Below are 23,586 nucleotides of genomic sequence, written 5' to 3' on the forward strand. Positions count from 1 at the left end.
CGAGGGCGGCTTTTTCGTGGCGGCCTGCCGTGCCGCGAGGGCACCGCAGGCCTGCAGCACATTACATGCTGGCGGCGGAGGCGGCGGGGGACGCAGCGTCGGCGGCCGGGGCAGCGGCTTCCGAGGCGGCAGGCACCGCAGCCGAGGCGGCTTCCACGGCCGGGGCGGCAGCCGGGGCGGGGGCCGGGGCGGCCTCTTCCTTCTTGCCGCAAGCGGCCAGGGCGGCGACGGCGATCAGGGAAGCCAACAGAAGCGACTTGTTCATGAATGTCCTCGAAACTTAGGGTCGAACAATTACCGGTAATTTTGGAAGCCGCTGGTGCGTGCCTCCTCCTCGACAAGACCAGGAAACTCTCAGGCGCTCGAGACACCCAAGTCAACGATTCCTGTGCCTAGCCTTACATTATACCGAGTCTAGGGAAGATCCCTAGAGCCCCAGTGTGACGGCAGCAAAGGCGCCGCTGCTGCGTTGCGAAATCGCATCGATCTGTTCGTGCGCGCGCTGGATGTCGACGCGGTCGTGGCTCACCCAGCCGCGCGTGCGCTCGGCGTCGAGCACCCGGATCACCAGCCGACGGTCGGCCACCAGCAGGATCGGCATGTCGGCGGTCGGCAGGTGGTCGGGCTGGCGGCAGTCGATCACATGCGAGAAGGTCTGACGCCAGCGCACCAGCCGCGGCATGGCCCGGCGAAGTACCTCGAAATCGTGCGACAGCCAGTGCAGGTGCGCACCGGGGCGCCGGGCCCAGGCGGTCAGGCCGTCGAGCACCGCGGGCTCGTCGAGCGGCCATGGCGTCCAGTCGTTCGCCACCCACCACAGCTCACGCACCCCGGCCGGCGCGGCGTGCACCAGGGTGTCGCGCACGGCTGCCTGGAAGTCCGCGCGCGTCCCCAGGGCGCGGGCGGGCACGGCCAGGCGCAGCGCGTCCGCGGACGGGGTGGTGGATGGCGTGGGGTGCGGGTCTGCGGATTCGGCAGGCATCTCAGGCCCTTTCTATGGCGCGTGCCAACGGCTCGTCGGCCTGCGGGTGCAGCCAGCCGGCTTCCACCCAGTCGGCCAGCAGGGCCTGGGCGTCGGGGCCCAGCCGCGCGACGTCGCGCGCACCGAGCGCCCGTTGATCGGCCAGGCGCTGCATCAGGGCGGCGTCCCGGCCGCCCGCCCGGTAGGACTCGCCGTTGAGGAACACATGGTGCGTGTCATACATCATCCGGCTGCGAGCGTCCAGCCGCACGCCCTGGCCCGCCGGCAGCTCGCCGCCGCCCTCGAACCACACGTTGGACTTGGGCTCGGTGAGCGATTCGCCGAGCGCGCACGCCAGGCTGCGCGCGTCGTTCAACGCGTCGATGACGGCGCGCTGGGTGAACTGCTGCAGTGCCGCGGGGATCAGGCCGGGCGTCTCGGTGGCGCTGCCTGCCGGGTCGCGGTAGTGCGGCTCGTCGGCGGGCGCATCCAGCGCATCGACCATGCGCTGCAGCACCTCGCGCGCGAGGTCGGTCGGCGTGGGCGTGCGGAAGCCCACCGAACAGGTCATGCAGTCGGGGCCTTCGGCCACGCCGTCGTGGCCCCAGCGTGGCGGCAGGTAGAGCATGTCGCCGGGTTCCAGCACCCACTCCTCGGTGGGCTGGAAATCGGCGAGGATCTTCACCGGCATGCCCGGCACCAGGGCCGCGGGGTGCTTCACCGGGCCGCAGCGCCAGCGGCGGCGGCCACTGACCTGCAGCAGGAACACATCGTAGGAATCGGTGTGCGGGCCCACGCCGCCGCCATCGCTGGCGTAGCTGATCATCAGGTCGTCCAGCCGCGCCTCGGGCACGAAGCGGAAGCGGCTGAGCAGCTCGTGCGCCGCAGGCACGTGCAGGTCCAGGCCCTGGACCAGCAGCGTCCAGCCGGCGCGCGTGCGCGGCGGGATCTGCCGGCGCGTGAAGGGGCCGTGGCGCAGCGACCAGCGGCCGGCCTGGCTGCCTACCAGGCGCGACTCCACCTCGTCGCGGCCGGCCAGCTCGAAGAGCTCGGCCCGGCCGATGGGCGGCTGCACGCCGGGCACGGCCTGGCGGATGAGGTACGGCTTTTTCTGCCAGTGGCGGCGCATGAACTGCCGCGGCGACAGGCCGCCCAGCAGCCCCAGGGGAAGGTCGATGTCCATGCGCGGATTGTCGCCGGGGGTTGTGCGATCATCCCCTGATGAACATCACTTCCCCCTGCGTGGTGACGCTCGTGTGGACGCTCACCGACGCACAGGGCCAGCTCATCGACGAGCTCGACGAGCCGGTCGAGTTCTTCTACGGCGGCGACGACCTGCTGCCCAAGGTGGAGGAGGCCCTGGCCGACCAGGCCCCCGGGTTCGAGGCACAGTTGCACCTGGAGCCCGAGCACGCCTTCGGCGACTACGACGCCGACCTCGTGTGCTACGAGGAGCGCGCGCTGTTCCCGGAGAACGTGGAGCCCGGCATGCAGTTCGAGGGCCTGCCCGAAGGCGCCATCACCACCGACATGCCCGAGGACCTCATCTACACCGTGACCGAGGTGTACCCCTCGCACGTGGTGCTCGACGCCAACCACCCGCTGGCCGGCATCGCGCTGCGCATCCAGCTGAAGGTGCTGGACGTGCGCGAGGCGACCGACGAGGAAAAGGAAGCCGGCAGCGTGGGTGACGCCCCCTTCGCGGTCGTCGACGGCAACGTTCCCCCCGATTCCACGCTCCACTGACCGGGCGTCGCTGGCAGCGCGCCCAAGGCGCCGCTGCACCCCAAGTGGCGTGCGCGGATCCGGCTCCGCCGGTCCGCTGCGCGAGCCCCCTCGGGGGGCAGCCCCCGGAAGGGGGCGTGGGGGCCCACCATCCAGCCGGTCCGCTGCGCGAGCCCCTCGGGGGGCAGGCCCCGCCAGGGGCCGTGGGGGCTTACTGCCTGCCACTGGAACCAAAGCCGCCCTCGCCGCGCTGGGTGGCCTCGAAGCTGTCGACGCGGCGGAACGCCGCCTGCACCACCGGCACGATCACCATCTGGGCGATGCGCTCCAGCGGCGCGATGGTGAAGGGCTCGCTGCCGCGGTTCCAGCAGCTCACCATCAGCGGGCCCTGGTAGTCGCTGTCGATCAGCCCCACCAGGTTGCCCAGCACGATGCCGTGCTTGTGGCCCAGACCCGAGCGGGGCAGGATCATCGCCGCCAGGCCCGGGTCGCCGATGTGCATGGCCAGGCCGGTGGGGATGAGGGCGGACTGGCCGGGCGCCAGCACCAGCGGCTCGTCCAGGCAGGCACGCAGGTCCAGGCCGGCGCTGCCGGGCGTGGCGTAGGCGGGCAGCTGGTCGGCCATGCGGGCGTCCAGCACCTTGATGTCGATGGTCGTCATGTCGTGCGGCTGAGTTGGCGCGCGATCTCGCGCACCAGTTCGCGGGCCAGGTCGAGCTTGCCCGCGGTGGGCAGCTCGCGGTGGCCGTGGGCGTCCACCAGCAGCAGCGTGTTGTCGTCGCGGCCGAAGGTGGCCGGGCCGAGGTTGGCCACGATGAGCGGCACGCCCTTGCGCTCGCGCTTGGCGGTGGCGTGTCCCAGCAGGTCGTGGCTTTCCGCCGCGAAGCCCACGCAGTACGGGGCGTCGGGCCGCTTGGCCACGTCGGCCAGGATGTCGGGGTTCTCGGCCATCTCGATGGCCGGCGGCCGGCCACTGCCGTCCTTCTTCATCTTGTGTTCGGCGGCACGCACCGGCCGCCAGTCGGCCACCGCGGCCGTGGCCACGAAGACATGCTGCCCCGCCACGGCGGCCATCACCGCCTCGTGCATCTGCAGGGCCGTCTCCACGTCGATGCGGCGCACGCCGCGCGGCGTGGGCAGGGCCACCGGGCCGGCCACCAGCGTCACCTCGGCACCGGCCTCGCGCGCGGCGCGGGCCACGGCGAAGCCCATCTTCCCGCTGGAGCGGTTGGTCAGCCCGCGCACCGGGTCCAGCGGCTCGAAGGTGGGGCCGGCCGTCACCAGCAGGCGGCAGCCGGCCAGCGGGCGCGGCTGCAGCTGGGCCACCAGTTCCTCGACCAGCGCCTCGGGTTCGAGCATGCGGCCGTCGCCCACCTCGCCGCAGGCCTGGTCGCCGGCATCGGGGCCCAGCAGCACCGCACCGTCGGCGCGCAGCTGGGCCGCGTTGCGCTGGGTGGCGGGGTGGGCCCACATCTCCCGGTTCATGGCAGGCGCCACGAACAGCGGCACCCGCTCGGCGGGCCGCGCCAGGCACAGCAGGCTCAGCACCTCGTCGGCCCGGCCCTGGGCCAGCTTGGCCATGAAGTCGGCGCTGGCGGGCGCCACGAGCACCGCGTCCGCCTCGCGCGAGAGGTTGATGTGCGGCATGTGGTTCGGCTCGCGGGCGTCCCACTGGCTGGTCACCACCGGGCGCCCGGTGAGCGCCTGCATGGTGACCGGCGTGATGAAACGCTCGGCGGCCTCGGTCATGACGACCTGCACCGTGGCGCCTGCCTGGATGAGCTGCCGGGACAGCTCTGCCGACTTGTAGCAGGCGACGCCACCCGACAGCCCGAGGACGATGTGCTTGCCCGCGAGATCCATGCCGCCGGCCCTCACTGCATCTGTGCCCCGTGGCACTTCTTGAACTTCTTGCCGCTGCCGCAGGGGCACGGGTCGTTGCGACCGGGCAGCGCGTCCACCCGCCGCGGCGGCGGCTTGGGGGCATGGTCCAGCCAGTACAGGCGCAGGTCCTGCGCGGCGTACAGCGCCTCGTGGATCAGCTCGTCGCGGCTGAGCTGCTCGCCCTCGTAGAGCTCCTCGAACAGCTCCTTGAGCTCTTCCTCGTCGTAGGTGAGCGAGGCGATGCGCGTGAGCGACTCGTCATAGAACTGGCCGTCCTCGGTCTCCAGGTCGGCCTCCGGCCAGTCCTGCGGGAAATCCAGCGTGGCCTCCAGGAAGCCGGCGGCCCACACCTCGCCCGTCTGTTCCAGCAGGTGCAGTTCCTCGGTCTTCACATGGCCCTCGGCCACCAGGCGCTGCTTGTCGTCGTCGGTGAGTTCCACCATCAGCGGCGCGAGGCGCAGCACGTCCGTGTCGTCGAGGATCTTCTCGGGGTCGAGCTGGTCCGCGAGGACGTCCCAGCGCGCCTGGAGGGCCTCGCGGGCCTCGTCGGCGGACGCCGGGTCGGCGCAGGCGCGCTCGAACACGCCCTCGGCCACCACCGGCCACCACTCGTCCATCGTGATGCGCCGAGGGCCGGCGAGCAGCGCCGTCATGTAGCCGTCCAGCCACTCCAGCGACACGCGGTCGTCGAAGCCGGCCAGACGCTGGCACAGGGCGTCCAGCGCCTCGATCTCCTGCTCGCTGCTCATGCGGGGTTCAGCCACGCGTCTCTCCATGTGGGTCCATGGCGCCAGTGTCGCATGGGGCGGGCAATGGCCGCAGCGGCCCGCGGACGCGCGCGGTGACCCATATCCCACGATCCCATGCCGGCCACATCGCCACCCAGGAGGCCAAGGGGGACACCTGGTTCCAGGTCCTCGGGGCGGACACCTTCAACTGAGCGGCTGCACCCGCGGCCCCGGCGGCCGCGGGTGCAGCCGGGCCATCATCAAGGTGTCCTCGTAGACACCGTCGCGCAGCGCATAGGCCCGCTGTCGGCCTTCCAGCTCGAAGCCGTGCCGGCGATACAGGGCCTGCGCCGCCTCGTTGTCGGCGAACACGGTCAGCTCGATGCGCAGCACGCCCAGCCACTGGTCGGCGTAGTCGCACAGGGCTGCCAGCAGTGCCGAGCCGACGCCGCGGCCCTGCCAGGGCAGCGCCACTGCGATGCCCAGCGACATGGCGTGGCGGCGGCGCTGGTAGGTGCCGCACGGGTGCAGGCCGGCGCTGCCCACCACCTCGCCGTCGATGTCGGCCACCAGGTGCAGCTCGGGTGCCTGCCCGTTGGCGGACACCTGCGCCGCCAGGCGCTGGCGCCAGGTGGCCTCGTCGGGGTACGGCAGCTGCATGAGCTGGCGCGCCACGGCGGGCTCGCGCATGAGCCGCACGAAGGCCGGCGCGTCCTCCACCCGCGCGCGGCGCAGTGTCCAGGCCGCCCGGTGTGTCTCCATCCTCAGCCCCTCACGAGAAATGCAGGCCGCCGATGCGCAACCAGGGCAGCACCGTGCTGCCGGTGTCCAGGCGCTCGCGGCTGACCGCCTCGACCGCCTGCAGCATGCGCGCCATGTTGCCGGCGATCATCACCTCCGACAGCGCGGGGCCGACGGCGCCGCCCTCGATGCGGAAGCTGTTCTTGATGACGGCGGAGAAGTCGCCATTGGCCGCCGGCATGCCCATGGACAGACGCCCCACCAGCGCGCCGCGCGCCACGCCGTCGACCAGTGCCCCCCGGGGCGTGTCGCCGCCCGGCATCTCCCAGCCGAAGGTGGTGGGCACATGGGGCAGCCCGGTCTTGCGGCTGCCGTAGAGGCTGGGCAGCAGGGCCAGCAGCCGGCCTTCGCGCAGCACCTCCACCTCGGGCGCCACGCAGGCGTCGGCCGACACCGGCAGCACGCCCGGGCCGCTGAAGCGGCTGCGCAAGGCCAGCAGCGGGGAGGCGATCGCCTCGCCGACCCGGCTGCGGTAGAGCGAGCTGCCCGCGATCAGCTGGGCATCGCCGAGCTGGCCCAGCAGCCAGCCCAGCACATCGGACACGGCGGCGGGCGTCAGCACCACCGAGCCGACGAAGCGCTCGCCGAAGGGCCGCGTGTCCACCTGCTGCGAGGTGTCGCGCATCATGTCGCCGATGCCGAACCAAACCGGGGCTGGCTGGCTGCCCAGGGCATGGGTGCTGCCGCCGGCGTAGTTGAAGGAGCTGGCGCGCTCGCCGTCGCGTGCGGTGCCGAACGCCGACAGGCTGCACCAGCCGGCCAGCGAGGCCAGGTCGCTGCCGCCGGTGGTGAGCGTGACGCTGGCGGACAGGTGGTGCGCCGCGGCGCCCTCCTCCACGCGGAACCGCGGCGTCTCGCGGGCGCGGAAGTCCAGCAGCTGCGCCACGGTGTCGGCCAGCTGCGCCGGGTCCGCCGCCAGCGGGCCCTGCACCTGCCGGGCCTGCTGCCCGGTGGACACCGCATTGGCCTCGTCCTGCGGCGCCGCCCGGGCGGCGGCCTGCAGCTCCTGCACCGCCTGCGCGAGCGCCTCGTCGTCGACGCTCGACAGCTCCACGCTGGCCCGGCGGCCGTCGAGCAGGCCCAGCAGCGACAGGCGCTGCTGCACTGTGCTGCGCAGCAGGCTGGGCTCGTCGTGGGCGATGTTCAGCTCGGTCTGGCGGTACCAGCCCGCGCTGGCCTGGGCGTGCTGGAAGCCCGCGTCCTGCAGCGCCTGCAGCGCCCGCCCGGCGGTGTCGCGCAAGGAGCGGTCGAAGTCGTCGGGCTGGTCGGTCAGGGTCATGGTCATGTGCAGCTCCTCATTCCCCGCCCAGGTGGACACGCGCCCGCAGCGCCGGGCCGCCCATGGACACGACCATGGGCTGCTTCTTGCCGCAGTAGCCGGCGCAGCTCCACTCCATCTCGCTGCCCACCGCGTCCACCGACTGCAGCACCTTGATCGCCGAGCCGGAGACCGTGGTGTCGCGGATCGCCCGCCCCAGGCGGCCCTGGCGGATCTCGTAGGCCAGGCTGATGCCGAACATGAACTCGGTGGTGGAATCGGCCTGGCCGTTGGCGGTCTTCATGAGGAAGTAGCCGTCCTCCACGCCGGCGATCATGTCGTCGAGCGAGGTCGTGCCCGGCAGGATGGCGGTGTTGCGCATGCGCACCAGCGGCTCGTCGGCGGGGGCATAGGCGCGGGCGCTGCCGGTGGGGCGGGCGCCCATGCGGGCCGCCGTCTCGCGGCTGTGCATGAAGCCGGTGAGCCGGCCGTCGCGGATCAGCACCGCGTCCTCGGCCGGCGTGCCCTCGTCGTCGGCGTACACGGGGATCATCACCTCCGCATCGTCCACGTGGTGCGCGTAGTCAACCATGCCCACCAGCTCGCTGGCCACGGGCTGGCCGAGCAGGCCGCCCGTGACGGCGCCGCCCAGCACGATGTCCGCCTCGCACGGGTGGCCCATGGCCTCGTGGGCCAGCATGCCCGCCAGCGGCGCGGCCAGCACCACCGTCTGCAGGCCGCCGCGCGCTGCCACCGCCTGGCACTTGGCCCGCAGGTGCACGTGCAGGGCCTGCAGGCGCGGGGCCAGCGCATCGAGCGACCAGTCCAGGTCGCCCAGGTGGCCCTTGCCGGACAGCAGCTCCACCAGTTCGACCGGCGCGCCGTCGGCGCCCGGCGCCACGAACGCCACATGCAGCGAGGCACGCTGGATGGTGGACAGCGAGTCGGCGCCGGTGCTGGCCACGACGCGCTTGCTGTGGTGCTCGTCCGACACGATGAAACGCACGGACGTGAGCCCCGGGAAGGACTGCCGGCACCAGGCGTTCAGCGCGGTCAGCCGCTCCTGCACCTCGGCCGCCGACAGCGGCGCGCGGCCGCGCCACGCATGCTCGCCGCGGTAGCCGCCGGCGGGCAGCGTCAACACGCTGCGCGGGCCGAAGCGCGACATGGCGGCGGCATTGGCGATGGCCTGGTGCTCGAGCGCCGAGGCCACCCGCACGGCGGCGCCGGGCTGCGACGCAAAGCCCCAGTAGCCATCGCGGTAGACGCGCACGCTGGTGCCGGCATCGCTGCTGCGGCTGTTCTGCGTGAGGGCGCCGTCGATCATGACGACGCGGGACTTGCGCAGCTCGTGCTCGCGGCGCTCGCTGTACTGCAGGCCGGCCGCGAGGGCTGGCGCCGCGGCGGTGGCCGCGGCCGAAGGGGCGGTCGTCAAGGGCGGTGCTCCTGGCTGGGCGCCGGGTGGGCGCCGGGGCAGCCGCGGCGTCGGCCGCGGCCCGGGGCCGCCGAGATCGTCAGCGGTCGTCGTGCTCCAGCCGCTTGCCGAGGCTCACGACCGGATCGACGGTGTACCCCAGTGCGGCGTAGAACGCCAGCACCTGTTCGTTGCCCTGCCGGACCTGCAGGTTGATCTTGGGGCAGCCCGCCTCACGCAGGCGGGCCTCGGCCCAGGCCATGAGCCGCCGGCCATGGCCCTGCCCCTGGTGATGGGGGCACACCGCCAGGCAGTTGATCCAGCCGCGGTGGCCGTCGTAGCCGGCCATCACGCTGCCGATGACTTCACCGGCCGGGGTGGTGAGCACGCCGAACAGCTCGCGCCGCTCGGCGAGCTTGCGGCGGATGTCCTTGCCCGGGTCGTTCCACGGGCGGGTGAGCCCGCAGCGCTGCCAGAGCGCCACCACGGCGGCTTCGTCCGCCGCCTCGAAGGCGCGCACGGCCGGCGCCAGGGCGTCCGGCCGTGGTGGCGCCGCCGCCATCAGGCCCGCTCGCCCACCCAGCCGGCCACGCTGGCCAGGGCCTCGGGCAGGCGCGTGGCATCGGTGCCGCCGGCCATGGCCATGTCGGGCTTGCCGCCGCCCTTGCCGCCCACCTGCTGGGCGACGAAGTTCACCAGCTCGCCGGCCTTCAGCCGGCCGGTCGCATCGGCCGTGACGCCGGCGGCCAGCTGCACCTTGCCGCCGTCCACCGCCGCCAGCACGATGGCCGCCGTCTTGAGCTTGTCCTTGAGCTTGTCCATGGTCTCGCGCAGGGCCTTGGCGTCGGCGCCCCGCAGCGTGGCGGCCAGCACCTTCAGGCCCTTGACGTCCACCGCCTGCGCCAGCAGCTCGTCGCCCTGGGCCGAGGCCAGCTTGCCCTTGAGCGCGGCGATTTCCTTCTCCAGGCCACGCAGCTGCTCCAGCACGCCCTGCACGCGGCCGGGCACCTCGGCGGGCGCCACCTTCAGCGCGCCCGCCAGGCCGTTGACGGTGTGCTCCAGGCTCTGCAGGTAGGCCAGCGCGTTCTCGCCGGTCACGGCCTCGATGCGGCGGATGCCGGCGGCCACGCCGCTCTCGGCGACGATCTTGAACAGGCCGATGTCGCCGGTGCGGCGCACGTGCGTGCCGCCGCACAGCTCCTTGCTGCTGCCGATGGACAGCACGCGCACCTTCTCGCCGTACTTCTCGCCGAACAGCATCATGGCGCCGCTCTTCTGCGCGTCGTCCAGCGCCATCACCTCGGCGGCGGTGTCGTGGTTGGCCAGGATCTCGGCGTTGACGATCGCCTCCACCTGGGCGATCTGCGCGTCGGTGAGCGGGCCGGTGTGGGCGAAGTCGAAGCGGGTGCGCTCGGGCGTCACCAGCGAGCCCTTCTGCTGCACATGGCCGCCCAGCACCTCGCGCAGGGCCTTGTGCATCAGGTGGGTGGCGCTGTGGTTGCGCACGGTGCGCGCGCGGCGCTCGGTGTCCACGCGGGCGGCGAACACGTCGCCCACGCGCACCTCGCCCTCGGCGATGTGGCCGTGGTGGCCGTACACGTCGGCCTGGATCTTCATGGTGTCGGCCACCACGAAGCGCGTGGTGGCGTTGCGCAGCTCGCCCGCATCGCCTACCTGGCCGCCGCTCTCGGCGTAGAAGGGGGTGTGGTCCAGCACCACCACCGCGTCGTCGCCGGCGCGGGCGGCGTCCACCGGGCTGCCGTCCACGTACACCGCCGTCACGCGGGCCTGCTCGTGCACCAGGTGCTCGTAGCCGTGGAAGGTGGTGGGCGCGCCCTCGTAGGCCAGGCCCTGGGCCATCTTGAACTTGCCGGCCTCGCGGGCACGCTGCTTCTGCTCGTCCAGCAGCGCATGGAAGCGCGCCTCGTCCACCTTCACGCCCCGCTCGCGGCAGACGTCGGCCGTCAGGTCCACGGGGAAGCCGTAGGTGTCGTGCAGCTTGAAGGCGGTGTCGCCGTCCAGCACCGCCGGGTTCGCGGCCAGCGCCGTGTCGAGGATCTCCATGCCGCGCTCGATGGTCTGGAAGAAGCGCTCCTCCTCCTGCCTGAGCACCTCGGTGACGCGGCCGGCGGCCTGGCGCAGCTCGGGGTAGGCCTCGCCCATCTGCTCCACCAGCGCAGGCACGATGGCGTGGAAGAAGGGCTTGCGCGCGCCCAGCTTGTAGCCGTGGCGGATGGCGCGGCGGGCGATGCGGCGCAGCACGTAGCCGCGGCCGGCGTTGCCGGGGATGACCCCGTCCACCACCGTGAAGGCGCAGGCGCGGATGTGGTCGGCGATGACCTTCAGGCTGGGCGAGTCCGGGTCCACGCCGGTGCCGCCGGCCGCCTCCACCGCGGCCTGGGCGGCCGCCAGCAGGGCCGCGAACAGGTCGATCTGGTAGTTGGAGTGCACGTGCTGCAGCACCGCCGTGATGCGCTCCAGGCCCATGCCCGTGTCCACGCTGGGCTTGGGCAGCTTGTGCATCACGCCGTCTTCGGTGCGGTTGAACTGCATGAAGACGTTGTTCCAGATCTCGATGTAGCGGTCACCGTCCTCGTCCGGGCTGCCCGGGGGGCCGCCGGCCACATCGGGGCCGTGGTCGTAGAAGATCTCGGTGCAGGGGCCGCAGGGGCCCGTGTCGCCCATCATCCAGAAGTTGTCGCTGGCGTAGCGGCCGCCCTTGTTGTCGCCGATGCGCACGATGCGCTCGGCGGGCACGCCCACCACCTTGTTCCAGATCTCGTAGGCCTCGTCGTCCTCTTCGTAGACGGTGACCCACAGCTTCTCGGCCGGCAGGCCGAAGTGCTTCGTCAGCAGCTCCCAGGCGTACTGGATGGCATCGTGCTTGAAGTAGTCCCCGAAGCTGAAGTTGCCCAGCATCTCGAAGAACGTGTGGTGCCGCGCGGTGTAGCCCACGTTGTCCAGGTCGTTGTGCTTGCCGCCGGCGCGGATGCACTTCTGGGCCGTGGTGGCACGGCTGTAGGGCCGCTTGTCGAAGCCCAGGAACACATCCTTAAACTGGTTCATCCCCGCGTTGGTGAACAGCAGGGTCGGGTCGTCCCCGGGCACCACCGGGCTGGAGGCGACGATGGTGTGGCCCTTCGATTCGAAGAACTTCAGGAAGGTCTGGCGGATCTCGGCGGCTTTCATCCGGGGGCTTTCCACAAGGGGCAGGCAAGAGGGCAGGAACGACGGGGCGCCCGGCCGGGCGGGGCGCGCAGGCGCCCCGCCGGGGGCGGACGAACCGCAAATTATCCCAGTTCGCGCGCGAGGAAGTCGTGCAGCCGCGCGTCGCCCGAGAAGGCGACGTTGAAGCGCATCCAGTCGGTGGGCTCCAGCGCCGGCCGGAAGAGGTGGCCGGGGCCCAGCATGATGCCGTGCTCCGCCGCCCGGTTGGCCAGCGCGGGTGGGTCGGCGCAGCCGGGATGGCGGGCCCACAGGAACATGCCGGCGCCCGGCTGGGCGAACAGCTCGAAGCCCAGCGCCTGCAGGCGGCCGGCCACCTGCTGGTGGGCCTCGCCCAGGCGCTCGCGCAGGCCTTTCAGGTGCTTGCGGCGCCGCCCGTCCTGCAGCGCGGCCAGGGCCAGGCGCTCGCCGAACTCGGCCGAGGTGAGGCCGGACACCATCTTCAGCTGGGCCAGGTCCTCCAGCAGGTCGGGGTGGGCGGCGGCGAAGCCCACCCGGATGTGCGGCGACAGGGTCTTGGAGTAGCTGCCGATGTGGATCACCCGGGCCAGCTGGTCCAGGCTGGCCAGGCTGGGCCGGGGCTCCGGGTCGAGCTCGACGTAGATGTCGTTTTCCACCAGCGTGAGGTCGTGCTTCTCGGCCAGCTGCAGCAGCCGGTGCAGCTGCGGCAGGGTGGCCACCGAGCCGGTGGGGCTCTGCAGCCGGGGCTGGGTGAAGAACACCCGCGGCCGCTGCTCGGGCGGCGCGGCCTGCAGCAGCGCCTCCAGCGCGGCCAGGTCGTAGCCCTGGGGCGTGCGCGGCACGCCCACCAGCCGCGCGCCCTGGAATCGCAGCGAGAACAGCAGGTTGGCGTAGCCCGGGTCGTCCACCAGCACGGTGTCGCCCGCGCGCACCAGGCGCCGCACCGCCAGGTCCAGCGCCTGGCTGGAGCCTTGCGTGAGCAGCACCTGGGCGGGCGCCACGCTCACCTGGTGCTCGGCCAGCGCCTCGCAGATGGCCTGGCGCAGCGGCGGGTAGCCCTTGGGCTCGCCGTAGCCACCCAGGTCGGCCTCGTCGGCCGCCAGCGCACGCAGGCCACGCTTGAGCCCGTCCTCGAACAGCCAGTCGCCGGGCAGCCAGCCGCAACCGGCCTTCACCGCCAGGTGGCGGTGCTCGAAGATGCGGCGCAGGTACCAGGCGGCATCGAAGCCCTCGGCCACCGGGCCGGTGGCCGCCGCCGGCTCGTCGGCGGCGGCGCGCCGGCGGACGAAGAAGCCGGCGTGCGGGCGCGACACCAGGTAGCCGAGCGCCACCAGGCGGTCGTAGGCCTCGACCACGGTGAACACGCTGACCTGGTGCGACTGGGCGAACTGGCGGATGGACGGCAGCTTGGCCCCCTCGCGCAGCTGGCCCTCGTCGATCTGGCGGCCCACGCCCTGCACGATCTGCGTGACGAGCGGCAGCGGGGCGTGGGGGTCGAGCTGGAGCATCCGGGGCGAAGGCGGGGCGTGGTCCGCCGCTGTACTGGGTCGGCGACCTGCACAGTGCGCGTGCAGGGCCATGGGGGCTGTACATGGTAGCGGCTGGCCGGATGGGTCTAGAGTCCCCCTCTTGACCCTTACAGCCTCCAGGAGCCCCGCCATGCACCGCGACCCGCAAGCCACCGCCAAGACGAACGCCGCCCTGATGGCCCGCCGCCGTGCCGCCCTGCCCTCGGGCCTGGGCCAGACCTACGACGTGGTCGCCGAGCGCGCGGAGAACGCCGAGGTGTGGGACGTGGAAGGCCGCCGCTACCTGGATTTCGCCGGCGGCATCGCCGTGCTCAATACCGGCCACCGCCACCCGAAGATCGTCGAGGCGGTGAAGGCCCAGCTCGACAAGGTGCACCACACCTGCTTCCAGGTGCTCGCCTACGAGCCCTACATCGAGCTGGCCGAGCGCCTGATCGCCAAGGCCCCGGGCGATTTCGCCAAGAAGGCCTTCTTCCTGTCCACCGGCGCGGAGGCCGTGGAGAACGCGGTGAAGATCGCCCGCGCCGCCACCAGGCGCCAGGCGGTCATCGCCTTCGGCGGCGGCTTCCACGGCCGCACCCTGCTGGGCATGGCGCTCACTGGCAAGGTGGCGCCGTACAAGGCCGGCTTCGGCCCCTTCCCGGCCGAGATCTACCACGCCGAGTACCCCAACCCGCTGCACGGCGTGTCGGAAGCCGACGCGCTGAAGTCGCTGCAGCACATCTTCAAGTACGACGTGGAGCCGGACCGCGTGGCGGCCATCATCCTCGAGCCGGTGCAGGGCGAGGGCGGCTTCTACATCGCATCGCCCGCCTTCGCCCAGGCGCTGCGGGCCCTGTGCGACCAGCACGGCATCCTGCTGATCGCCGACGAGGTGCAGACGGGCGCCGGCCGCACGGGCACCTGGCTGGCCTGCGAGCAGTGGGGCCCGAAGGCGGTGCCCGACCTGATCACCATGGCCAAGTCCATGGCAGGCGGCTTCCCGATCTCGGCCGTGATCGGCCGCGCCGACGTGATGGACAAGCCCCTGCCGGGCGGCCTGGGCGGCACCTACGCCGGCAACCCGCTGGCCTGCGCCGCGGCGCTGGCGGTGCTCGACGTGTTCGAGCAGGAGAAACTGCTCGAGCGTTCCCGCGCGGTGGGCGAGACGCTGGTGGCCGGCCTGAAGGCCATCGCCGCCAGGCACAAGGCCATCGGCGACGTGCGCGGCCTGGGCGCCATGGTGGCGGTGGAGCTGTTCAAGAACGGTGACCTGCACCAGCCGGATGCGGAGCTGACCAAGCGCGTGTGCGCCGAATCCATCCAGCGTGGTCTGGTCATGCTGTCCTGCGGCACCTACGGCAACGTGCTGCGCATCCTGGTGCCGCTGACCGTGCCCCAGGCGCAGCTCGAGGAAGGCCTGGCCATCCTCGCCCAGGCCTTCGACGCGGCCGCCGCCTGAGCGGCACCCCTTCACCGGCTTAGGATGCACGCCATGGACATGAAGACCTCCCCGCTTTCCACGCTGAACGACCCCAGCCTGCTCAGGACCGACGCCCTCGTCGGCGGCGAGTGGGTGGCCGGCGACAGCCGCTTCGACGTCACCGACCCCGCCACCGGCCTGAAGCTGGCCGACGTGGCCAACCTGGGTGCGGCCGGCGCCGAGGCGGCCATCGCCGCGGCGAACAAGGCGTGGGCCCCCTGGCGCGCCAAGACCGCCAAGGAGCGCGCCGCGATCCTGATGAAGTGGTTCCAGCTGATGCACGCCCACGCCGACGACCTGGCGCGCATCCTGACCGCCGAGCAGGGCAAGCCGCTGGCCGAAGCCAGGGGCGAGATCACCTACGGCGCCAGCTTCCTGGAGTGGTTCGCCGAGGAAGCCAAGCGCATCTACGGCGAGACCATCCCGACGACGGACGCCAACAAGCGCTACCTCGTCATCAAGCAGCCCATCGGCGTGTGCGCTGCCATCACGCCCTGGAACTTCCCCATCGCCATGATCACCCGCAAGGTGGCGCCGGCCCTGGCCGCCGGCTGCCCGGTGGTGATCAAGCCGGCCGAGGCCACGCCGCTGTCGGCCCTGGCCGCGGCCGAGCTGGCGCAGCGCGCCGGCATGCCGGCGGGCGTGCTGAACATCGTCACCGCCGACGCGGCCCGGTCCATCGAGGTGGGCAAGGTGCTGTGCGCGAGCGACGTGGTGCGCCACCTGTCCTTCACCGGGTCCACCGAGGTGGGCCGCATCCTGGCCGCCCAGTGCGCGCCGACGATCAAGAAGGTGTCGCTGGAGCTGGGCGGCAATGCCCCGTTCATCGTCTTCGACGACGCGGACCTGGATTCCGCCGTCGAAGGGGCCATGATCAGCAAGTACCGCAACGCGGGCCAGACCTGCGTGTGCGCCAACCGCTTCTACGTGCAGGACGGCGTGTACGACGAATTCGTGCGCCGGCTCTCGGAGAAGGCGCAGGCCATCAAGGTGGGCAACGGCTTCGAGGCGGGCGTCAACGTGGGCCCGCTGATCGACGGCCAGGCCATCGAGAAGGTGGAGTCCCACGTGGCCGACGCACTCGCCAAGGGCGCCAAGCTGGTGGTGGGCGGCACCCGCATCGGCGAGCGCTTCTACACCCCCACCGTGCTGGCGGAGGTGACGCCCGAGATGCGGGTGTCCCGTGAGGAGACCTTCGGCCCCGTCGCGCCCGTGTTCCGCTTCCGGAGCGAATCGGAGGTCGTGGAGCTGGCCAACGCCACCGAGTTCGGCCTGGCGAGCTACTTTTACAGCCGCGACATCGGCCGCATCTTCCGCGTGGGCGAGGCGCTCGAGTACGGCATGGTGGGCGTGAACACCGGCCTCATCTCGACCGCCGAGGTGCCGTTCGGTGGCGTGAAGCAATCGGGCCTGGGCCGCGAAGGGGCCCGGCAGGGCATGGACGACTACGTCGAGGTCAAGTACCTCTGCCTGGGCGACATCCAGAAGTGATCGCCGCGGCCGGGGACGGGGGCACGACTCAGCCCTCGTCGTTCGCCGCCGCAGCCTGCCCGCGCAGCAGGCCCATGGCGCCGGCCGACGCCTGCCCCACGGCGTGCCGCAGCAGCGCGGCGGCGTCCTTGCCGTCCGCCGGGTAACGCGCCAGGCCCAGCCGGGCGCCCACGGGCACGTCCTGCCCCGCCACGCGCAGCGGCTGGTTGGCCGCAGACAGCAGCTTGCGCGCCACATGCGTGGCGTCCTCGTCGCTGTCCAGCCAGGCCAGCAGCACCGCGAACATGTCGGGTGCCAGCGAGGCCACCACGTCGCTGGCACGCAGCGAGCTGCGCAGCCGCACGGCGGCCTTGCGGCGCAGCACGTTGGCGCTCTCGGCACCGAGCGTGCCCTCCGCGCCGCGGAAGCCATCCAGCTGCAGCACCACCAGCGCCATGGCCGCGGGCTCACGCTCACGCAGGGCGAGCAGGTGGGTCATGTGCTCCAGCAGCTGCTGGCGGTTGGGCAGGCCGGTGGCCAGGTCGATGCTGTAGGCGCGGCGGGCGGCGTCGTCCAGGCGTTGCCGCTCGATGGCCAGGCGCAGCACCCGGCCGAGCGTCTCGGCGTGGGCCTCGCGCGCGGGCAGCACGTCGCGCAGGCCCGCATGCAGCAGCTTCAGGCAGTCCGCCGGCGTGGGCTCCGGGCCCACCGCCACCAGCGCGGACTCGAGCACGGCGCGCGCCAGGCCCGGCCACTGCAGCAGGCGATCCGCCCCGCCCATGGCCGACAGATCCACCAGCACGGCATCCCGCTGCTGGCTGTGCAGGCAGGCGTCCAGCTCGTCCAGGCTGCGGCAGCCCTGGACCACGAAAGGGCCGAACGCCGAGGTGACGAGATCGGGGGCGCGCGAGCCCAGGCAGACGATCTGGAAGGGGGCGGACATGCCGCCATGATGCACCCGCGGACAGGACCGCGGCTACACCGTTAACACCGAGGCTGCTCAGTGCGCCTCGTCCCAGTTCGCGCCCACGCCCACCTCGGCCACCAGCGGCACCTTCAGCGCCGCCACGCCGGCCATCAGGCGCGGCACGGCCTCGCGCGCCCAGTCCAGCTCGGCCTCGGGCACCTCGAACACCAGCTCGTCGTGCACCTGCAGCACCATGCGGGTGGCGCGGCCCTCGTCGTCCAGCGCCTGCTGCACGGCGATCATGGCCAGCTTGATGAGATCGGCCGCCGTGCCCTGCATGGGCGCGTTGATGGCCTGGCGCTCGGCGCCCGAGCGCCGGGGGCCCGAGCCGCCGCGGATCTCGGGCAGCCAGATGCGCCGGCCGAACAGCGTCTCCACGTAGCCCTGCTCGGCGGCGCGGGCCTTGGTCTCGTCCATGTAGCGCTTCACGCCCGAGAAGCGGTCGAAGTAGCGGTCGATGTAGTTGCGCGCCGCCTTCTGGTCGATGCCCAGCGACTGCGCCAGCCCGAAGGCGCCCATGCCGTAGATGAGGCCGAAGTTGATGGTCTTGGCGTAGCGGCGCTGCTCGGGCGTCACCGCCTCGGGCGCCAGGCCGAACACCTCCGCGGCGGTGGCACGGTGCACGTCCATGCCCTCGGCGAAGGCGCGCGTGAGGCCCGGGTCCTCGCTGATGTGGGCCATCAGGCGCAGCTCGATCTGCGAGTAGTCGGCGCTCACGATGCGGTGGCCGGGCGGCGCCACGAAGGCCTCGCGCACCCGGCGGCCTTCCGGCGTGCGGATGGGAATGTTCTGCAGGTTGGGCTCGTTGCTGGACAGGCGCCCCGTGACGGCCACCGCCTGCGCGTAGTTGGTGTGCACCCGCCCCGTGTGGGGGTTCACCATCAGCGGCAGCTTGTCGGTGTAGGTGCCCTTGAGCTTGCTCAGGGACCGGTGCTCCAGCAGCTTGGCCGGCAGGGGGTAGTCGGCCGCCAGCTCCTGCAGCACCTCCTCGTCGGTGCTGGGCGCGCCGCTGGCGGTCTTCTTCTTCACCGGCAGGCCCAGGCGGTTGAACAGGATCTCGCCGATCTGCTTGGGCGAGCCCAGGTTGAAGGGCTGGCCGGCGAGCTCGTAGGCCTCGCGCTCCAGCGCCAGCATGCGCTCGGCGAGCTCCCGGCTCTGCGCGGCCAGGCGGGCCGGGTCGATCAGCACGCCGTGGCGCTCGATGCGCGCCAGCAGGTGCGTGACGGGCATCTCGATCTGGGCGTACACATGGCGCATGCCGGGCACGTGCTCGACCTGGGGCCACAGCGTCTGGTGCACCTGCAGGCACATCTCGCTGTCCTCGCCGCTGTAGGTGGCGGCCTGCGCCACGTCCACCTGCGAGAACGGGATCTGCGCCGCCCCCTTGCCGCAGACCTGCTCGTAGCTCAGCCCCTGGCGGTCCAGGTGGCGCTCGGCCAGGCTTTCCAGGCTGTGCGGCTTGTGGCACTCCAGCACGTAGCTCTGCAGCAGGGTGTCGTGGCGGTAGCCGCGCACGGCCACGCCGTGGTTGGCGAACACGTGCAGGTCGTACTTGATGTTCTGGCCCACCTTGGCCGCGGCCTCGTCCTCCAGCCAGGGGCGCAGCGCGGCCAGCACCTCGTCGAGCGGCAGCTGGTCCGGGGCGCCCGGGTAGTCGTGCGCCACGGGCACGTAGGCCGCCCTCCCCGGCTCCACCGCGAACGACAGGCCGACGATGCGCGCCCGCATCGGGTCCAGCGAATCGGTCTCGGTGTCCAGCGCGGCCATCGGGGCGGTGCGCAGGGCGGCCAGCCAGGCGTCCAGGCGCTCGCGCGTGGTCACGGTCTCGTACTCGCGCGCCAGCGCCACGGCCGGGCGGGCCGGGGCCGCATCGCCTGCGGGCGTCTCGCCGGCCGCCGGCTCGGCCGGGCCGCCACCGCCCAGCTGGGTTTCCAGCTCCTTGCGGAAGGTGCGGAAGCCGAAACGCTCATAGAAGCCCAGCAGGCCCTGCTGGTCCACCGGGCTGAAGGCCAGTGCCCGCAGGTCCGGCCAGCCGGGAATGTGCTCGGCCAGGTCGCAGTCGGTCACCACGGTGATCAGGCGGCGCCCCTGCGGCAGCCAGTCCAGCGCCCGGCGCAGGTTTTCGCCGGCCACGCCCTTGATCTGGGCGGCCGCGGCGATCACGCCGTCCAGCGAGCCGTATTCCGCGATCCACTTGGCCGCCGTCTTGGGGCCCACCTTGTCCACGCCGGGCACGTTGTCCACGGCGTCGCCGATGAGGGTGAGGTAGTCGATGATGCGGTCCGGCGGCACGCCGAACTTGGCCTTCACGCCCTCGGTGTCCAGCCGTTCGTTGGTCATGGTGTTGATGAGCGTGACGCGCTCGTTCACCAGCTGGGCCATGTCCTTGTCGCCGGTGGAGACGATCACCTGGTGGCCCGTCTCGGCGCCGATGCGCGCCAGCGTGCCGATGGCATCGTCCGCCTCGATTCCGGGCACCACCAGCACCGGCCACCCCAGGAGCTTGACCACCTCGTGGATGGGCTCGATCTGCCGGCGCAGGTCGTCCGGCATGGGGGCCCGGTTGGCCTTGTAGTCGGCATACCAGTCGTCGCGGAAGGTCGGCCCGCTGGCGTCGAACACGCAGGCGGCGTGGCCGGCGCCCACCTGCTCGCGCAGGCGCTTCATCATCGCCACCATGCCGTGGATGGCGCCGGTGGGCACGCCGCCCGGGCCGCGCAGGTCGGGCAGCGCGTGGTAGGCCCGGTAGAGGTAGCTGCTGCCGTCGACCAGCAGCAGGAGGTTGGGGTCGCTCATGGGCGGGCATTGTGCGCGAGGGGCTGGCTCCCTCGCGGGCACGGGGTTCACCCGGCCCGGGGTGACCGGGCCCGCCCGCCTCAGCGCACCGGCAGGGTCAGCGTCATGGCCGTGGACGCCGAGAACGGCAGCGTCATGCTGAACAGCTGCCCCCAGTGCACCGGGGCGCCGTAGAGGCTGTCCGCCGTGTCGAGCACCAGCACCAGCTTGTGGCCGGCGGGCACGTCGTGGGCCATGGCGTTGAGCTCGAACGACAGGTCGGTGGTCACCCCCGGCGCGGCCCAGTGGACGGCCCGCGCGCCGTGCGTCACCAGGGTGCCGAAGCCCGCCCAGTCGACGTCGTAGAGGTAGGCCACGAGCATGCCGCGCGCCAGGCTCGGCTTGGCCTGGATCTGCAGCCGAGGCGAGCCGCGCAGCTTCACTGGCGAGCCGAGCGAGCCCGATTCATAGCGCACGCCATGCGCCGGCAGGATGGTGGCCATGTGGTTCACCACCGGCAGGCCCACCGTCTCCATCAGCGGCGACAGGATGGGGATGGGGCCGGTGGTGGCGGTGGTGTCCAGCAGGTTGTTCACCGTGTCGCTGGCCGACTGCTTGTTGGCCGACGCCGACAGCGTGCCGTGCACACCCTTCCAGCACAGGCAGCCCAGGTCCCAGCGCAGCGCCCCGCGCGGCCCCAGGTGCCAGGTGCGGCTGGTCAGCTCCGGTGCCGGCCAGGTGGACAGCGTCTCGCGGGTGCCGCCGAACTTGTGCTGCAGGTTCACCTTGGGCTCGGTGTCGATGCCGTTGGCCACGCCCTTGAGCCAGCGGTCCATCCAGCGGTGCACCTGGTCGAAGATGGGGTTGTCCACCCCCAGCGTGGCGCCGGGCAGCTCGGCCGAGGCGTGGATGCCCGGCTGCAGCAGCAGCTTCTTGGGGCCGGTGAGCCGGCTGAACATGGCCAGGGTGGAATTGGGCGAGAACATGTCGTCCTGCCAGTTCTTGGCGATGATCACCGGCACGCGGCGCGCGTTGAGCGTGTCCACCACGTTGGCCGGCGAGCGCGGCGCGCCCCAGGCGGTGATCTCCGCGATCTTGGCGGGCGTCGTGTCGGGGTCGCGGATCGCCGCGTCGTACTCGTAGACGATCGGGTCCAGGCGGCCGGTGAAGCTGCCCGAGAGCGTGAGCACCGACAGCCAGGTCGGGTTGGGCACCGAGTGGCCGTACATCTGGTCGATGAGCTGGCCCCAGCCGGACATGGCGGCCACCGCCTTCACCCGCGCATCGGCCGCCGCGCCCAGCATGGACAGCCCCGCCCCGTAGGAGATGCCGGCCAGGCCGATGCGGCCGCTGTCGGCGGGTGTCTCGGCGAGCAGCCAGTCGATGGCGCTGGAGACGTCGGCGATGTCGGGCTCGCCGGCCACGCCGACCACGCCCTCGGACCCCCAGAAACCGCGGGCGGTGTAGGCCATGGCCACGTAGCCGTCGCGCGCCATGCGGTGCTGCTGGCCGACGTACTCGAAGAAGTCCGCCGCTGCCCAGCTGCTGGGGTACACCACCGCCGGGAAGCGCTGACCGCCGTGCGCGCCCGCGGGGAGGAACACGTTGGCGGTGAGCTTGAGGCCGTCGCGGGTGGTCACCCTGGCGTTGTTCACGAAGCAGGTGCCGTCGTGGGGAGAGATGACGCCCGGCCACAGCAGCGGCGTGGTGTACAGCGGCCGCTCGGCGGGCGTCGCTTCGCGGCAGCTCACGGCCCAGCTGGGGGCGGTGGCGAGGGCGGTGCACAGCAGAAGGGCCGCGCGCAGCGTCGGGGCGTGCGCCAGGCCAGCATGTCTTGCCATCGATGTCTCCTTCCGGGTGGGTGGTGGACGGCCTGCGCCCGGTTTCGCACGACCGTTCGTTCGATTCTTCAAACGCGCCGCCGGGCCGGTCAATCGGCGCGACCCGCACAGGTGTTACGGGTTACCGTGCCTGGCGCCGCGTCACCTGGCTGCCCGCCGCGGCAGCGCGCCGCCGGCCGCCTGCGGCGCGTCACGCCGCAGGGGGCTTGCCCGCCGCATAGAATCCCGGCCATGAGCCGCCCCGCCGCCGTCCTCGCCCTGCTCGCCCTGGCCCTGGCCGGCGACCTGCGTGCCCAGCCGGCGCCGGAGGCGGCGCCGGCACCCACGGCCAGCCGTGCCCCCGAGCCGCAGGTGATCCACCAGATCACCGAGGACGACCAGGTCCGCATCGAGGAACTCCGGGTGCGCGGCCAGACACGCCGGCTCAGCGTGCAGCCCAAGATCCGCGGCGTGGCGCCCTACGAGATCGCCGTGCCCGAGCCCGGCCGCGCGCCGGACGACGACCCCAAGGCGGGCAAGCGGGTCTGGCTGTCCCTCACCTTCTGATCCTGTGGCCGCGCCGCGTGACGGGCGGCCCCCTCCCGGCGAGTCATGGCGGTTTACACGGAAGTCACCCCCGACCAGGCCCAGGCCCTGGCCACGCAGCTGCACCTGGGGGCCGTGCAGTCGCTGCAGCCCATCGGCAGCGGCATCGAGAACACCAACTACTTCCTGACCACCGACGCCGGGGAATGGGTGCTCACGCTGTTCGAGCGCCTGACGCCGGCCCAGCTGCCGTTCTACCTGCGGCTCATGCAGCACCTCGCGCAGCACGGCCTGCCGGTGCCGGCGCCGCGCGCCGATGCAGCCGGTGCGCTGTGCCACACCCTGGCCGGCAAGCCGGCGGCCGTGGTCAACCGGCTGCCGGGCGCCCCGGTGGCGGCGCCCGACGTGCACCATGCCGAGCAGGTGGGTGCCACCCTGGCACGCATGCACCTGGCGGTGGCGGATTTCCCGCTGGACCAGCCCAACCTGCGCGGGCGCGACTGGTGGCAGCACACGGCGCCCGCCGTGCGGCCACACCTGGACGCCGGGGCCGCGACGCTGCTGGACGAGGAGATGGCCTACCAGGCGCACGCGGCGGCCTCCGCGGCCTACGCACAGCTGCCCCGCGGCGCCGTGCACGCGGACCTGTTCCGCGACAACGCCCTGTTCGACGGCCTGCCGGGCCGGGAGCGGCTGTGCGGGGTGTTCGACTTCTATTTCGCCGGCACCGACACCTTCGCCTACGACCTGGCCGTCACGCTGAACGACTGGTGCGTGGACGATGCCTCCGGCCGGCTGGACGTGGCCCGTGCCGAGGCCATGGTCGCCGGCTACCGGGCCGCGCGCGAACCCCTCGGGGTGGAATGGCGCTTGCTGCCGGCGATGCGCCGCGCCGCCGCGCTGCGCTTCTGGCTGTCGCGCCTGTCCGATTGGCATGCGCCCCGGGACGCGGCCCTGCTCACGCCCAAGGACCCGCGCCACTTCGAGCGTGTGCTGCGGGCCGCCGTGGACACGCCCTGGCACCCTGCCCCGGCCGCCGACGGTTCCACCGACTGACGCC

20 protein-coding genes are annotated in these 23,586 nt (G+C 72.4%); 5 read left to right on the plus strand and 15 right to left on the minus strand.

All coding sequences use genetic code 11. From position 1 onward, the window contains the following. Positions 1-61: 61 nt before the first annotated feature. The 3 genes from ACE3UN_RS06860 to ACE3UN_RS06870 all read right to left on the minus strand — a co-directional run bounded on the left by ACE3UN_RS06860 (position 62) and on the right by ACE3UN_RS06870 (position 2,144). Positions 62-265: a hypothetical protein gene (locus ACE3UN_RS06860; protein WP_374674175.1), complete on the minus strand. Its 204-nt coding sequence runs from the start codon at positions 263-265 to the stop codon at positions 62-64. Between the two features lie 162 nt (positions 266-427). Then, positions 428-982, minus strand: a complete 555-nt coding sequence (locus ACE3UN_RS06865) for a hypothetical protein (RefSeq protein ID WP_374674176.1) — start codon at positions 980-982, stop codon at positions 428-430. A gap of 1 nt (position 983) precedes the next feature. Then, positions 984-2,144, minus strand: a complete 1,161-nt coding sequence (locus tag ACE3UN_RS06870; protein WP_374674177.1) for a JmjC domain-containing protein — start codon at positions 2,142-2,144, stop codon at positions 984-986. A 38-nt stretch (positions 2,145-2,182) separates the two neighbouring features. Here ACE3UN_RS06870 and ACE3UN_RS06875 point away from each other — a divergent pair, with 38 nt between their 5' ends. After that, complete coding sequence (locus ACE3UN_RS06875; protein WP_374674178.1) at positions 2,183-2,707, plus strand: peptidylprolyl isomerase; 525 nt, start codon at positions 2,183-2,185, stop codon at positions 2,705-2,707. A gap of 190 nt (positions 2,708-2,897) precedes the next feature. Here the strand turns inward: ACE3UN_RS06875 and dut are convergent, their stop codons facing one another. From dut to ACE3UN_RS06920, 9 genes are all read right to left on the minus strand, one after another. Next, the gene (gene dut / locus ACE3UN_RS06880; RefSeq protein ID WP_374674179.1) at positions 2,898-3,347 is read right to left on the minus strand and encodes a dUTP diphosphatase; all 450 of its coding nucleotides are present in this window, start codon (positions 3,345-3,347) and stop codon (positions 2,898-2,900) included. Beyond that, the gene (gene coaBC, locus ACE3UN_RS06885; RefSeq protein ID WP_374674180.1) at positions 3,344-4,549 is read right to left on the minus strand and encodes a bifunctional phosphopantothenoylcysteine decarboxylase/phosphopantothenate--cysteine ligase CoaBC; all 1,206 of its coding nucleotides are present in this window, start codon (positions 4,547-4,549) and stop codon (positions 3,344-3,346) included. The genes dut and coaBC overlap by 4 nt, the downstream gene beginning before the upstream one ends. 11 nt (positions 4,550-4,560) lie before the next feature. Further along, complete coding sequence (locus ACE3UN_RS06890; protein ID WP_374674181.1) at positions 4,561-5,334, minus strand: UPF0149 family protein; 774 nt, start codon at positions 5,332-5,334, stop codon at positions 4,561-4,563. Between the two features lie 168 nt (positions 5,335-5,502). Further along, on the minus strand, positions 5,503-6,060 hold the full coding sequence (locus ACE3UN_RS06895; protein ID WP_374674182.1) for a GNAT family N-acetyltransferase: 558 nt from the start codon (positions 6,058-6,060) through the stop codon (positions 5,503-5,505). 10 nt (positions 6,061-6,070) lie between these two features. Next, positions 6,071-7,384 (minus strand): metallopeptidase TldD-related protein, encoded by a 1,314-nt coding sequence (locus ACE3UN_RS06900; RefSeq protein WP_374674183.1) that lies wholly within the window; start codon positions 7,382-7,384, stop codon positions 6,071-6,073. Between the two features lie 10 nt (positions 7,385-7,394). Continuing rightward, complete coding sequence (locus tag ACE3UN_RS06905; RefSeq protein WP_374674184.1) at positions 7,395-8,792, minus strand: TldD/PmbA family protein; 1,398 nt, start codon at positions 8,790-8,792, stop codon at positions 7,395-7,397. Positions 8,793-8,871: 79 nt separating this feature from the next. After that, positions 8,872-9,333 carry a GNAT family acetyltransferase gene (locus ACE3UN_RS06910; RefSeq protein WP_374674185.1) on the minus strand — a complete coding sequence of 154 codons (462 nt, stop codon included), beginning with the start codon at positions 9,331-9,333 and terminating at the stop codon, positions 8,872-8,874. Then, positions 9,333-11,960, minus strand: a complete 2,628-nt coding sequence (alaS, locus tag ACE3UN_RS06915) for an alanine--tRNA ligase (RefSeq protein ID WP_374674186.1) — start codon at positions 11,958-11,960, stop codon at positions 9,333-9,335. The genes ACE3UN_RS06910 and alaS overlap by 1 nt, the downstream gene beginning before the upstream one ends. A 101-nt stretch (positions 11,961-12,061) precedes the next feature. Beyond that, a complete protein-coding gene (locus tag ACE3UN_RS06920; protein ID WP_374674187.1) occupies positions 12,062-13,465 on the minus strand; it encodes a PLP-dependent aminotransferase family protein in 1,404 nt (467 codons plus the stop codon). A 151-nt stretch (positions 13,466-13,616) separates the two neighbouring features. Here ACE3UN_RS06920 and gabT point away from each other — a divergent pair, with 151 nt between their 5' ends. Together gabT and ACE3UN_RS06930 are read left to right on the plus strand one after the other, a co-directional pair. Further along, positions 13,617-14,927: a 4-aminobutyrate--2-oxoglutarate transaminase gene (gene gabT, locus ACE3UN_RS06925; protein ID WP_374674188.1), complete on the plus strand. Its 1,311-nt coding sequence runs from the start codon at positions 13,617-13,619 to the stop codon at positions 14,925-14,927. Between the two features lie 33 nt (positions 14,928-14,960). Continuing rightward, positions 14,961-16,439: an NAD-dependent succinate-semialdehyde dehydrogenase gene (locus tag ACE3UN_RS06930; RefSeq protein WP_374674189.1), complete on the plus strand. Its 1,479-nt coding sequence runs from the start codon at positions 14,961-14,963 to the stop codon at positions 16,437-16,439. 28 nt (positions 16,440-16,467) lie between these two features. Here ACE3UN_RS06930 and ACE3UN_RS06935 read toward each other — a convergent pair whose 3' ends face one another. The 3 genes from ACE3UN_RS06935 to ACE3UN_RS06945 form a co-directional block, all read right to left on the minus strand. Next, entirely contained in the window at positions 16,468-17,361 is an 894-nt protein-coding gene (locus ACE3UN_RS06935; protein ID WP_374674190.1) for a diguanylate cyclase domain-containing protein, read from the minus strand. 57 nt (positions 17,362-17,418) lie between these two features. After that, entirely contained in the window at positions 17,419-20,181 is a 2,763-nt protein-coding gene (gene polA / locus ACE3UN_RS06940) for a DNA polymerase I (protein WP_374674191.1), read from the minus strand. A gap of 80 nt (positions 20,182-20,261) precedes the next feature. Next, entirely contained in the window at positions 20,262-22,001 is a 1,740-nt protein-coding gene (locus ACE3UN_RS06945) for a CocE/NonD family hydrolase (RefSeq protein WP_374674192.1), read from the minus strand. 231 nt (positions 22,002-22,232) lie between these two features. On the opposite strand from ACE3UN_RS06945, the gene ACE3UN_RS06950 reads away from it, so the two are divergent. Together ACE3UN_RS06950 and ACE3UN_RS06955 are read left to right on the plus strand one after the other, a co-directional pair. Beyond that, the gene (locus ACE3UN_RS06950) at positions 22,233-22,547 is read left to right on the plus strand and encodes a hypothetical protein (protein ID WP_374674193.1); all 315 of its coding nucleotides are present in this window, start codon (positions 22,233-22,235) and stop codon (positions 22,545-22,547) included. Between the two features lie 45 nt (positions 22,548-22,592). After that, on the plus strand, positions 22,593-23,582 hold the full coding sequence (locus tag ACE3UN_RS06955) for a homoserine kinase (RefSeq protein ID WP_374674194.1): 990 nt from the start codon (positions 22,593-22,595) through the stop codon (positions 23,580-23,582). Positions 23,583-23,586 lie beyond the last annotated feature (4 nt).

The sequence above is a fragment of the Ideonella sp. genome (assembly GCF_041918995.1).
Lineage (GTDB): Bacteria > Pseudomonadota > Gammaproteobacteria > Burkholderiales > Burkholderiaceae_C > Ideonella.